This is a genomic window from Herbaspirillum hiltneri N3 (genome assembly GCF_001267925.1).
Taxonomy (GTDB): Bacteria; Pseudomonadota; Gammaproteobacteria; order Burkholderiales; family Burkholderiaceae_D; genus Herbaspirillum; species Herbaspirillum hiltneri.
In genome coordinates, this window is the sequence record NZ_CP011409.1 from 1 (window position 1) to 12,409 (window position 12,409).

The 12,409-nt window shown below is 54.9% G+C and carries 10 protein-coding genes; 5 read left to right on the forward strand and 5 right to left on the reverse strand.

Annotated elements, in window-relative coordinates:
- Positions 1–9: 9 nt before the first annotated feature.
- Complete coding sequence (dnaA, locus tag F506_RS00005) at positions 10–1,440, forward strand: chromosomal replication initiator protein DnaA (RefSeq protein ID WP_053194677.1); 1,431 nt, start codon at positions 10–12, stop codon at positions 1,438–1,440.
- Here the strand turns inward: dnaA and F506_RS22935 are convergent.
- Positions 1,437–1,811: a hypothetical protein gene (locus F506_RS22935; RefSeq protein ID WP_162490550.1), complete on the reverse strand. Its 375-nt coding sequence runs from the start codon at positions 1,809–1,811 to the stop codon at positions 1,437–1,439. The two genes, dnaA and F506_RS22935, sit on opposite strands and share 4 nt — an antisense overlap.
- On the opposite strand from F506_RS22935, the gene dnaN reads away from it, so the two are divergent.
- Together dnaN and gyrB are read left to right on the forward strand one after the other, a co-directional pair.
- Positions 1,734–2,840: a DNA polymerase III subunit beta gene (gene dnaN, locus F506_RS00010; RefSeq protein WP_053194678.1), complete on the forward strand. Its 1,107-nt coding sequence runs from the start codon at positions 1,734–1,736 to the stop codon at positions 2,838–2,840. The two genes, F506_RS22935 and dnaN, sit on opposite strands and share 78 nt — an antisense overlap.
- Positions 2,841–3,035: 195 nt before the next feature.
- On the forward strand, positions 3,036–5,534 hold the full coding sequence (gyrB, locus tag F506_RS00015; RefSeq protein WP_053194679.1) for a DNA topoisomerase (ATP-hydrolyzing) subunit B: 2,499 nt from the start codon (positions 3,036–3,038) through the stop codon (positions 5,532–5,534).
- A gap of 242 nt (positions 5,535–5,776) precedes the next feature.
- Here the strand turns inward: gyrB and F506_RS00020 are convergent, their stop codons facing one another.
- Entirely contained in the window at positions 5,777–8,287 is a 2,511-nt protein-coding gene (locus tag F506_RS00020) for an AAA family ATPase (protein ID WP_053194680.1), read from the reverse strand.
- Between the two features lie 205 nt (positions 8,288–8,492).
- On the opposite strand from F506_RS00020, the gene F506_RS22450 reads away from it, so the two are divergent.
- Entirely contained in the window at positions 8,493–9,617 is a 1,125-nt protein-coding gene (locus tag F506_RS22450; protein ID WP_083457478.1) for an MrcB family domain-containing protein, read from the forward strand.
- 199 nt (positions 9,618–9,816) lie between these two features.
- On the forward strand, positions 9,817–10,263 hold the full coding sequence (locus F506_RS00025; RefSeq protein ID WP_053194681.1) for an SRPBCC family protein: 447 nt from the start codon (positions 9,817–9,819) through the stop codon (positions 10,261–10,263).
- A gap of 236 nt (positions 10,264–10,499) precedes the next feature.
- On the opposite strand, the gene F506_RS00030 is transcribed toward F506_RS00025, so the two are convergent.
- From F506_RS00030 to F506_RS00040, 3 genes are all read right to left on the reverse strand, one after another.
- Positions 10,500–10,739: a hypothetical protein gene (locus tag F506_RS00030; protein WP_053194682.1), complete on the reverse strand. Its 240-nt coding sequence runs from the start codon at positions 10,737–10,739 to the stop codon at positions 10,500–10,502.
- 259 nt (positions 10,740–10,998) lie between these two features.
- Positions 10,999–11,625, reverse strand: a complete 627-nt coding sequence (locus F506_RS00035; protein WP_053194683.1) for an ABC transporter ATP-binding protein — start codon at positions 11,623–11,625, stop codon at positions 10,999–11,001.
- A gap of 77 nt (positions 11,626–11,702) precedes the next feature.
- Positions 11,703–12,218: a DUF421 domain-containing protein gene (locus tag F506_RS00040; protein ID WP_053194684.1), complete on the reverse strand. Its 516-nt coding sequence runs from the start codon at positions 12,216–12,218 to the stop codon at positions 11,703–11,705.
- Positions 12,219–12,409 lie beyond the last annotated feature (191 nt).

Genomic DNA, 12,409 nt, shown 5'->3' on the forward strand with positions numbered 1-12,409 from the left:
AGAAGATTCATGGAAAATTTTTGGCAAGCTTGCTCCGCGAAGCTGGAGCAAGAGTTGACGCCGCAGCAATACAGCGCATGGATCAAGCCCCTCGCACCGCTTGATTACGAAGATGGTCGCCTGCGCATCGCCGCGCCGAACCGTTTCAAGCTTGACTGGGTCAAGACCCAGTTCGCCAGCCGCATCACCACCATCGCCTCGGAATACTGGGAAACCCAGATCGAAGTCCAGTTCGTGCTCGACCCGCGCGTCGGCGAAGCACGTCGCGCCGCCGCGGCTGCCGCACCCCAAGGTCCGAGTCAGGGCCAGGGCGCTGGCCCGCTCAACCGCGTCGGCAGCATGCTCGACGGCTACCCCACCGGCATCCAGGAATCCCTCGTGCAGCCGGCCCCGCCGCCGCACGTGGCGCCGCGCCAGGAACTGTCGCGTATCAACTCGGTGCTGACCTTCGACAACCTTGTCACCGGCAAAGCCAACCAGCTCGCGCGCGCTGCCGCGACGCAGGTCGCCAACAATCCCGGCGTGTCCTACAACCCGCTGTTCCTGTACGGCGGCGTCGGCCTCGGCAAGACCCACGTCATCCACGCGATCGGCAACCAGGTGCTGGCCGACAATCCCGGCGCCAAGATCCGCTACATCCACGCCGAGCAATACGTGCGCGACGTGGTGACGGCCTACCAGCGCAAGGGCTTCGATGATTTCAAGCGCTATTACCACTCGCTCGATCTGCTGCTGATCGACGATATCCAGTTCTTCGGCGGCAAGAGCCGCACCCAGGAAGAATTCTTCTACGCCTTTGAAGCCCTGATCGCCGCCAAAAAGCAGATCATCATCACCAGCGATACCTATCCCAAGGAAATCAGCGGCATGGACGACCGCCTGATCTCGCGCTTCGATTCCGGCCTGACGGTCGCCATCGAGCCGCCCGAGCTGGAAATGCGCGTCGCCATCCTGATGAAAAAGGCCACCCTGGAAGGCGTGGTGCTGTCCGATGACGTCGCCTTCTTCGTCGCCAAGCACCTGCGCTCCAACGTGCGTGAGCTCGAAGGCGCGCTGCGCAAGATCCTGGCCTACTCGCGCTTCCACGGCAAGGACATCACCATCGATGTCGTCAAAGATGCATTAAAAGACCTCTTGTCCGTCCAAAACCGCCAGATCTCCGTCGAAAACATCCAGAAAACCGTCGCCGACTTCTTCAACATCAAAGTCGCCGACATGTATTCCAAGAAGCGCCCGGCCAATATCGCCCGGCCGCGCCAGATCGCCATGTACCTGGCCAAGGAACTGACGCAAAAGAGCCTGCCGGAAATCGGCGACCTGTTCGGCGGCCGCGACCACACCACCGTGCTGCACGCGGTGCGCAAGATCTCCGCCGACCGCGCCAAAAACCCGGAATGCAACCACGAGCTGCACGTGCTCGAGCAGACCCTGAAAGGTTAAGCCGAAAGACCCAATTTGCTGCTTGAACAAGGGTTGATTTGATACAATGGGAGAGTTGGTCCGGTTTGCCCTGGCAGTGTTTTTGTTGTCACTTCGACACTGCCCGAAATACGGCGAACCGTAAGTGAGGATGGCATCGGCGCAAACGCAACGAAGCCGTTTTCAAATTGCAGGGCATTTGCGGAAACTCCGGCAAAACTGGGCGCAAACGGTTGACCATGCCGGATTGCAGACAGAATTTGAAAGCGGCTTTCAGCATCCTTTAAACCATTATCAACAAGGATAAAAAGACTATGCAATTGGTCAAAACCCAACGAGATACGCTTCTCCGGCCACTGCAAATAGTGAGCGGTATTGTCGAGCGTCGGCACACATTGCCGATTCTGGCCAATATCCTCATTCGCAAGGACGGCGAAAAGGTGTCTTTCCTGTCCACCGACATTGAAGTGCAGATCACCACGCACGCCGAAGTCGGCTCCGGCAGCGATGTCACCGCCACCACCGTCGCCGCGCGCAAACTGCTCGACATCCTGCGCGCCCTGCCCGACTCGGGCGAAGTGACCGTCACCCTGTCCAACAAGCGCCTCACGGTTCAGTCCGGCAAGTCGCGCTTCGCGCTGCAGACCCTGGCCGCGGAAGAATTCCCGACCGTCGCCCAGGCCGAGCACTACAACGCGCAAGTCACGCTGCCGCAAAAGACCCTGAAGCACCTGTTCAACATGGTCCACTTCTCGATGGCGCAGCAAGACATCCGCTATTACCTCAACGGCCTGCTGCTGGTCGTCGAAGGCAAGAACGTGATCGCGGTCGCCACCGACGGCCACCGTCTGGCGTTCTGCCAGGTCGCCACCGAGCAGGAGTTCCCGCGCCAGGAAGTCATCATCCCGCGCAAGACCATCATCGAACTGCAGCGCCTGCTGGAAGAAAACGACGATCCGGTCCAGCTCGAGATCGCCAACAACCAGGTCAAGCTGACGTTCGCCGACATCGAACTCATTTCCAAGCTGGTCGAAGGCAAGTTCCCCGACTACACCCGCGTGGTGCCGAAGGGCTACAAGAACAACTTCACCATCGGCCGCGAACAGCTGCTGCGCTCGCTGCAACGCGCAGCGATCATGACCAGCGACAAGTTCAAGGGCGTGCGCTGGGTGATTGCTCCCGGCAGCCTGAAGATCAGCTCCACCAACGCCGACCAGGAAGAAGCGGTTGAAGAACTCGAAATCGACTACGGCGGCGACAGCGTCGACATCGGTTTCAACGTCACCTACCTGCTCGACGTCTTGAACAACCTCAAGGGCGACTTCGTCAACATCGCCCTGGGCGACGCCAACTCCTCCGCATTGATCACCATTCCCGACAATGCCGATTTCAAATACGTCGTCATGCCGATGCGCATTTGATTTCAGTTAGCCGAAAGTAGACGAGGGGCCGTGCATACACGGCCCTTCGCCACTTTCAGGAATTCGGTTTTGCATCGATTTTGCATCGGGTTCCACCAGTTTCAGCATGATTTTCACCGCGATTTTCACGGTATCACCAGCGTATTTCCTTAGCAGTCAGTCAGGCAGTTCCGTTAGTTTTTTCAGAAGGTAGCCATGTCCCAAGTCCCAGCAGACAACACCGTTCAACCGCAACAAAATCAATATGGAGCCTCCTCCATCCAGATTCTGGAAGGTTTGGAAGCCGTCCGCAAACGCCCCGGCATGTACATCGGCGACACCTCTGACGGCACCGGCCTGCACCACCTCGTGTTCGAAGTGCTGGACAACTCCATCGACGAAGCGCTCGCCGGCCACTGCACCGAAATCCACGTCACCATCCACTCCGACAACTCGATCTCCGTCACCGACAACGGTCGCGGCATCCCGACCGGCCTCAAGATGGACGACAAGCACGAGCCCAAGCGCTCCGCCGCTGAAATCGTCATGACCGAGCTGCACGCCGGCGGTAAGTTCGACCAGAACTCCTACAAGGTCTCCGGCGGCCTGCACGGCGTGGGCGTGTCCTGCGTCAACGGCCTGTCCAAACTGCTGCGCCTGACCATCCGCCGCGACGGCAAGATGTACGGCATGGAATTCGTGCGCGGCATCCCGCAAGACCGCCAGATCGAAGTCATCGACGGCGTCCAGGTCTCCCCGATCAAAGTGCTCGGCGACACCGACAAGCGCGGCACCGAAGTCCATTTCTGGGCCGACGAAGAAATCTTCACCCACGTCGAGTTCCACTACGAAATCCTGGCCAAGCGCATCCGCGAACTGTCCTTCCTCAACAACGGCGTGCACATCAAGCTGACCGACCAGCGCACCGGCAAGGAAGAAGACTTCGCCTTCGAAGGCGGCACCCGCGGCTTCGTCGAATACATCAACAAGAACAAGAGCATCCTCAACCCGACCATCTTCCAGGCCACCGGCGAGCGCATGTCGGACCAGAACACCAACATCAGCGTCGACGTCTCCATGCAATGGAACGACGCCTACAACGAACAGGTGCTCTGCTTCACCAACAACATCCCGCAACGCGACGGCGGCACCCACCTGACCGGCCTGCGCGCCGCGATGACCCGCGTCATCAACAAGTACATCGAAGAAAACGACTTCGCCAAGAAGGCCAAGGTCGAAGTCTCCGGCGACGACATGCGCGAAGGCCTCACCTGCGTCCTCTCCGTCAAGGTCCCCGAGCCGAAGTTCAGCTCGCAGACCAAGGACAAGCTGGTCTCCTCCGAAGTGCGCGGCCCGGTCGAAGAAATCGTCGCCAAGACCCTCACCGACTTCCTGCAAGAGCGCCCCAACGACGCCAAGATCATTTGCGGCAAGATCGTCGAAGCAGCCCGTGCGCGCGAAGCAGCTCGCAAGGCGCGCGAACTGACGCGCCGCAAAGGCGTCATGGACGGCCTCGGCCTCTCCGCCAAACTGGCCGACTGCCAGGAAAAGGATCCGGCGCTGTGCGAACTCTACATCGTCGAGGGCGACTCCGCGGGCGGCTCGGCCAAGCAAGGCCGCGACCGTAAATTCCAGGCCATCCTGCCGCTGCGCGGCAAGGTCCTCAACGTCGAAAAAGCCCGCTTCGAAAAGATGCTCTCCTCCGAGCAGATCACGACGCTCATCGCCACCCTCGGCACCAGCATCGGCCCGGACGAATTCAACGCCGACAAGCTGCGCTACCACCGCATCATCATCATGACCGATGCGGACGTCGACGGCGCCCACATCCGCACGCTGCTGCTCACGCTGTTCTATCGCCAGATGCCGCAACTGGTCGAGCGCGGCCACATCTACATCGCCCAGCCGCCGCTCTACAAGGTCAAGGCCGGCAAGGACGAGCGCTACCTCAAGGATGACGTCGAAGAAGCGCACTACATGATGCAGATCGCGCTCAACGACGCCGAGCTCGTCCCAAGCGAAGGTGCAGCACCGATCAGCGGCGCCCCGCTGACCGAACTGGTCCGTCAGTACAACACCGCCAACGCCATCATCATGCGCCTGACGCGCATGATCGACGCCACCGCGCTGTCGGCCATCATGACCGGCGTCACGCTGCAACTGAACACCGCCGCAGAAGCCGAGCAATCCGCCGCCGCACTCAAGGCCGCCATCAACGAACCGGGCATCGACGTCATCGTCCGCTCCGACGAACTGACCGACAAGCACATCCTGCGCATCCAGCGCATGTACCACGGCAACATCAAGGTCACCGCCATCGACACCGACTTCGTCAACGGCCCCGACTACCAGGTGCTGGCCAATGCAGCCGCAACCTTCCGCGGCCTCATCGGACGCGGCGCACTGATCCGCCGCGGCACCGGCGACAAGATCAAGGAAAGCGCCATCAGCGACTTCCACCAGGCCATGGCATGGCTACGCGACGAAGCCGAACGCGGCGTCAGCAAGCAGCGCTACAAAGGTCTGGGTGAAATGAATCCGGAACAGCTGTGGGAAACCACGATGGACCCAACCGTCCGCCGCCTGCTCAAAGTGCAAATCGAAGACGCGATCGCCGCGGATCAGATTTTCATGACGCTGATGGGGGATGACGTGGAACCGCGCAGGGCGTTTATTGAGTTGAATGCGCTGCAGGCTGGGAATATTGATGTTTGATTCTTGTTGAAAAAATTCTCACTCCCGTGAAAACGAATAGTCATCGTAAATGAAAAAAGAGAGCCGACGCGGCTCTCTTTTTTTGTCATTCGATCTTACGCCTCAAATACGTCGCCTCTATACGAGGCAGATAACTGATTCAGTTCGGTCAAAAGATACATTAGGGAGTCATACTAACTGAAGAAATCGTCACTCTGTAAAGAACGAATCGGCCATTTTTTAATAGCTCATCACCTTCTAACTCACGCCGCACCATTCGGACGACGAGCAAGTTGCTTGCTTTGTCTTTTTGCGCTTCTTAGCACGCGGTCTTTCTCATCGTGGAAGCTTGTTTCTGCCTTTGAAGAAAACATCTCATCTTCCGGCATGCCTAATGAGTACATCTCTCTTTCTCTAAGCTCTTCTTGCTTTATGTATTCAATGAATTTCTCCACGCGCTCTAGCCGAACCTTTACGCGTTCTACGCGCTCCCCTCGGTTAAAGAACTGATATTCTTTCCGCGCAGCTTCTGTAAGATAGTTACTGGTCTCTTCGCTAAAAATTCCGCAGTCGGTACATATTAAGTCTAGATACGTGAAGTAGTACGCAAGATCTCCAAACATATACAAGCCGTAGTTGGTTATCTTGATGCGATCAACTGACTCAGAATAGGAGTCCAGTCGATTGTCTGCTTCTACAAAACCGTGACGAAGTAAAACGTCTAGATTCTGTTCGAAGTCATCTTGCATGCTAAACGTCTCAGCAAAATAGGCCCGCAATTCAGCGGTTGCGAAATAAGATGGTGCCGTGGGATCAACTCCATTTGCTAGCTTCCTTAAAATTCGTAAAGCAGTGAAATGGGATCCATGACGAGTTGCCCTCAGTTGATAGATGTTCGGAATGTCACTCAATGATTCTTCGTAGAAATAACGATTAGGAATCATCACTGGTTTTATAACCTGATGAATTTGAAATTTCCAAGCACGATTTGCGATCATCTCATCAACGTTTGTATAGCCCGATAATAAGAAGCTTCTGAATAAATCTAGGGAAAGACGAATATCTCCATGAGCGCAGGCAGTTAGGAAATTATTGAGTGGTGAACTATCGCTCGAGAATTCTCTACTCAAGATACTTAGGTAAGTTGCGCTGTCTCGGATGAACTCTGTAGCCACTTGACCGGTTCCTTTGTTTTCCTCGTATTCCCGCTTTCCTAGCATGGCGACGGTATAGTCAAGTCGTTTTTTAAATACCTCCGTCGGACGTGGGGAGCTGATATGGAAGCCGGAATTCTGGAATGCATCGAGTACCCCGTGAATTTTGGAGTCAAAAAATCTCTCCTCGCGCATTGATATAAGTGTCACGCATTTCAACTGTTCAGATATCTCCTGCGCCGAAGAGAAACAAAAATCTTGAACTTCGGTTGAGTATTGATCAGTGTTGTCGATAACGACGATAGCGCCACGCTCTTGGGTTGCCAGATGCTCGACTAGCCGTTCGGTGCAATATGACAAGTCCTGCTTCCAAGCCGCGATCAAAGAATTCAGTTTGACGTTATATGCTTCGGACGCAGTATTAAGTCCAGCAAGATCCTGTTTGGTTGCCGTCTTGAAGCGATCAGAGAATAAGCCCTCAGTTAACGTTGCTCGATCTGCCTCCAGCAAGTCTTCCTTATCTAGCTGCTTAACGAGATTTTTCCAGATAGCAGATCTGATTAAAGCTATGTCTTCTGGTACTTTAAGCAGATCAATGATTGCGATAACGGAATGCTCTCTCAGCCAGCGCGGGGCGTTATGATGCAAAAGCCGTTTTATGAATGTCGATTTACCAGCACCTTTTCCTCCAAATAAGACGAGTACCTCGCCCTTGCGATTCTGCTTCAGGTTTTTGGTCAATCGTCCGCCTAGGCGACCACCTTTCCCAGTATCTTCGAGTTGCTGAACCCCATACGACTCGAAGAAAGGGGACAGAGAATCATGGATCAGAGTCCTCATGCCGTCGGATGCGCCAACATATTCCCTCTGAGAAACGTAGCAGCGTTCCATGAACTCAGTGTCATCATCTTTAATCACACCAAAGTATTGATTAACAATTGGCCGAAGCTTCGTGGCCAGTCGGTTTGCAGTAATTGTGTGTGAGTAGGAAGATATTTTCTCTTTGGGATAGTAGACGTTTCTATCTTTTGGTGGAGCACTGCTAAGGAGCGATGGTAGAGAGACGCGTTCAGTAATAGCGATGAAGGAGAGATTATTAATCGCCTTTGTGAATTCTTTCTCGAAGAACGTTAGATTTCGTACCACGAATGCTTGCAGTGATTCCCAGCGTTTCCCTTTCTCAAAAGTTTTGAAAAAAATCCACTCGAATCCATTGGTGATGCATGCGTATTCACAACCACTATCAAAGCAGTAGGTTCTTACCTGCTGCATCGCTGCTTTAATATTTACATCGCTTAACAGCTTGGCGATTGATATGTAGCAGGATGTCTCGTCGACAGTATGCGCAATCGGTAATTCAAAGAAAATGCCAGCTCTTTTTGCTTCGATAAAAAGTAAATCCTCGCCGTTCGTTTTTTTCAGTACATAGTCCGCGAAGCCAGGTGCAATGAATTCTTCAACTGCCACTCGATTTTTTGGCCACGAAAGAAAGTCATGAATGATGAAGTCAATGACTTTGTGTCGCGTTTCAGCTTCATTTATGTCTCTTAGCGAGGTCTCATGAATCAGCTGCTTCAGCTGTTCTAGTTTATCGTCCGCTTTAGTCTTGTTATCTTTCATGGCACCTGACGAGATTTGATTATTAATTCTGCGAGCAAAGGACAAACACGGGGGGATAAAAATCTGTCCATTGAACGATCATATGTAAGTCGTTGGGATGATTACACGGTTGTGCACGATATGGTGAATTTACGTATTATTTGTCGTAATTATTTGATTTTTAGTCAAATAAGACCTGGCATCCTAGACCAGATAAAAACGACAAATGATAGAACTAAAAACGGTTTTCGCAGAATATCTGCCGGCAAAAGAAAAATATGGGCGCGTTCCACGAAATGTTGAGATACCAGCCCTTGTTGAGGCCATACGGAAAAGTATCCCAAGATTCTTTCTAGAGTGTACAGAGAGCGCTGGATATGCCTCTAGCGAATGGCTTACTAAGGGCTCAATCGGCGAGCCAAATCGCACCTTTGCCCACGTCCCTTGGGTAGCAATCTTCAAGCGCTCCATCACGAAATCAGCGCTAGAGGGTTACTACATCGTCCTGCTATTTTCAGAGGACATGTCTTCTGTGTATTTGACGCTGAATCAAGCCTTTACCGCCTTTGAAACTCGCTACGGTTCTGTCGATCTCGCATATCGAAAGCTACAAGATTGTGCGCAACAAGCAGTACTTGAGCTCGGCCCGGTGTCAGATGGTTTTACTACAGGCCCCATTGACTTGAGAACCAAAGGTACGCTTTCAACGGGATATGAGTTCGGCTCAATTTGGGCGAAAGAATACTTCGTCGATAAAGTCCCTTCGCAAGTTGAGCTGGAAAAGGACATCCAGATTCTGCTGCAGGCGTATAAGACGTTATGGACAAAATTTCCTCATTCCTTAGTCGATGCCAACACAGAAATATCCAATGACGAATTCGTTAAAGCGGTTGAGATAACTGTAAAGACGGTTCCCAAATCCCCGGCCACTAAAGGGCCACAACCCCCTCCGCCTAAAGTAAAGTCATCAGGACGCGAAGTATTTTCACGCTCGGCGAATGTAAGTGCGCGGGCAATTTCGATGTCGAATGGTGTATGTGCGTTGTCAGGAGGGCGTGGTGTGCACGCTTCTTTTCTCTGGAAGAAGACAGGAATGACTTATGTGGAAGCACATCATCTAATTCCGTTCAGCAAGCAAGATCAGTTCCCACACAGTCTAGATGTAGAAGAGAACATTGTTGCGTTGTGCGCGAATTGCCATCGCTTACTTCATCATGCGCGCGCTGATGAGAAAAATGAGCCTTTGAGGCGTTTATGGCAGTTACGGAAAGATGATTTAGTGGCAAGAGGCCTTGTCGTTGAGCTAAATGAATTGAAGAAAATGTATGGAAAATTAGCAGAGGAGGATTGATTCACGTACGTAGCCTATGCGCATCTTGTGGGAATTGGCGCTCAATCTGATGCGTTGTTGCGCCGAATCTAGCTGTCATACAATATGAGCTCCGCGGCTCAAGCGGACGCACCAAGTTGCCGACGATTTATACAATCTCTGCTCATTCACACACTTAAAGACTTCCCCTAAGAGAAGCCGACCCCAAAGGAGACATACCATGCCAACAGGAACCGTGGAGTTACACCGCATCCTCCGCACCACCCCCGAAAAAATCTACCGCGCCTTCACCGACGCAGCCGCTCTCGCCAAATGGCTTCCGCCCTACGGCTTCACCTGCACCGTGGAGCATCTGGAAGCCAAAGTCGGTGGCACCTTCCGCATGTCGTTTTCGAATTTCACCACTGGCAACGGCCACTCTTTCGGCGGCGAATACAAGGAGCTGGTGCCGGGCGAACTGATCCGCTATACCGACAAGTTCGACGATCCGAATCTGCCTGGCGAATTGATGGTGACGGTGAAGCTGAAGCCGGTGTTGACCGGCACGGAAGTGCGTATTACGCAGGCGGGGATTCCGGAAATGATTCCGGTGGAGATGTGCTATCTCGGCTGGCAGGAGTCGCTCCTGCAGCTGGCCAATCTTGTCGAGCCGAATATTCCAGGATAGCGCGGGACGCTTCTTCGCAAGTCCCGATCAGAATAAAGAAGTGGGCTGACACGGATGCAAGCCGATGGATTCTTGCGTGCTTTGATGCTGGTCGCGGCACACCAATCAGGTGTCGCGGCCAATGTTACTTGTCGGGGAAAAAAGGACGGGGTCTTTCATTGCGCCGACGCCGCTCAATAGCCGCATCGGGGAATTGCCGCCGCATCACCGGATATCGGCCGGCCGTTCTTTTGCCGTCATGGGAAGGTCAAGTCCAGACCGAGCCTGCTGGCAAGGACGAAGGTGACGATCCCCAGGCCTAGCAGCGTCAGCGTGAAGGCTACGGCGACCTTGCCGCTCGCGCGCAGCAATGCGCGCTTCTCCATCGCCTTCTCTTTCTTCCCTTGATCGTAGTGCCACTTGATGGCGTAGAACATGCCGATGCCGAGTACGAGTGCCTTGAAGGCGACGAAAACTACAGGGGTCCAGTCCAGCATTTTGGGTATTTCCAGGCGATTACTTGACACTATTTGTCGTGAGGAACACTCCCTCAAGACGCGGCGCGACATCTCCTTCGACGTCGGTTCATTCTAGGTCAGGCAAACAGCGATCGCCATTGGACATAAAGCCCTAGGACATAATGTCCTTGCCGGCTTATCGACCTCCAATGAAGCTTGGCGTACCTGTTTCTAGGTTGTTGGCGCAGAGCAAATGTCGAGCGGTACTGCTTCCACTCAAGCGCACTCAACACCAGAATCAGTCGCCGAGGTCGATAACCTCATTGGCCGCGATCTCCGCCGGCGTCTCATAAAAACTCGCCACCCACACCTGCTTACTTTGCTCTGCAAAGTCCGCCAGCACCTCGCTCACAAAGTTGATCGAGCTCTTGTCCAGGCTGGCGAACGGATCATCCAGCAGGTTCACCGCCGCACCGGCAGCGAATGCGCCTGCCAGATAGACCTTGCGCTTGCTGCCGGTCGACAGCATGAACAGTTTCTTCTCCGCATGCGGCGTCAGCGACAGGCCTCCCAGCAACTCCGGCAGCGCGGCGTCGTTGAAGGCGGGGAAGCGGGCTTTCACCGATGCAAAATACTCCGGCACGCTCAACTGGTCAAAGGCCTCCGTGCGCGGATCGACGTAATAGACCTGCTGTTTGTATTGCGCGGCTTGCTGGTCCAGGCGGATGCCGTTGATGGCGAGCTGGCCGCCGCTTGCCTTGAGTTCGCCGACCAGCACGCGGATCAGGCTGGTCTTGCCGCGACCGTCGCCGCCGCGGATGATGGTGACGCCGGCGGGCAGCGCCAGCGAGAGATCCTTGAACACCTCATGGTCGGGGTAGCTGAAACTCAGGTCGGCGGCTTGCAGGATGGTCGGGCTGGTCATCGGGTTCGGTGGCGGATTGATCAATGGTGTTGTGGACTGACGCGAACGGCGATTGTAAATCACCTGCGCCGGCTGGATCAGTGCAGCCGGTCTGGCGGCGTGTTTGCTTCGCGCAGGGTGATGGTGATCTCGCCATTGCGCTCCAGCACCGCGCGCGCTACGTGATCGAGCGTGACGCCGTCGGTTTTTTTGCGCAGGGCGACGTCGATGTCGCGATCGCTGATGAGGCCGGCGCGCATCTGGTGCGGATCTTTGCGGCCGTCCTTGACGAGCACGCGTTCAGTGCCGCTGATGAGATCGTCGAGCCAGGCCCAGCGCGTGACCAGCACGCCGATCAGGCGGTGCAGCAGCACCAGCACGGCGCCGGCGGCGAGCGTGGGCGGCAGCGGCGAGGCGCCGACGATGGCGCGGCTCAGGATCGCACCCAGCAAGACCGTGATGCACAGGTCGAAGGCGCTGCGCTGGCCGAACGAGCGGCGGCCGGCGATGCGCAGGAATATCAGCGTGAAGCAGAACACGATCAGCGCCCGGATCGCCATGGCGGCGGCGCTGAGGTCGTTGGAGGCATCGATGAGTTGGTGGAGGTCTTGCATGCGATTTCCTGGGTAGTAAGGCGGTGATGCGACAGTGCGACGATGCGCGAGCCGCCATTGTGCATGAGCCGACGCGGGGAGCGCCAGTCTCGGCAGGCGAGGCCGCCTTGAAAATCTTGTCGCCATGGCAATGCCGAAACGGCATGGGACTTTCCTATGCCGTATTTGTATAGTGTCATGCCGGAAAGTAT

Bases quoted from the DNA above. Each gene is read 5' to 3' on its own strand.
- F506_RS00025 (WP_053194681.1), top strand. From the start codon at position 9,817: ATGCCAACAGGAACCGTGGAGTTACACCGCATCCTCCGCACCACCCCC.
- F506_RS22450 (WP_083457478.1), top strand. From the start codon at position 8,493: ATGATAGAACTAAAAACGGTTTTCGCAGAATATCTGCCGGCAAAAGAA.
- F506_RS00030 (WP_053194682.1), bottom strand. From the start codon at position 10,739: ATGCTGGACTGGACCCCTGTAGTTTTCGTCGCCTTCAAGGCACTCGTA.
- dnaA (WP_053194677.1), top strand. From the start codon at position 10: ATGGAAAATTTTTGGCAAGCTTGCTCCGCGAAGCTGGAGCAAGAGTTG.
- F506_RS00035 (WP_053194683.1), bottom strand. From the start codon at position 11,625: ATGACCAGCCCGACCATCCTGCAAGCCGCCGACCTGAGTTTCAGCTAC.
- dnaN (WP_053194678.1), top strand. From the start codon at position 1,734: ATGCAATTGGTCAAAACCCAACGAGATACGCTTCTCCGGCCACTGCAA.
- F506_RS00040 (WP_053194684.1), bottom strand. From the start codon at position 12,218: ATGCAAGACCTCCACCAACTCATCGATGCCTCCAACGACCTCAGCGCC.
- gyrB (WP_053194679.1), top strand. From the start codon at position 3,036: ATGTCCCAAGTCCCAGCAGACAACACCGTTCAACCGCAACAAAATCAA.
- F506_RS00020 (WP_053194680.1), bottom strand. From the start codon at position 8,287: ATGAAAGATAACAAGACTAAAGCGGACGATAAACTAGAACAGCTGAAG.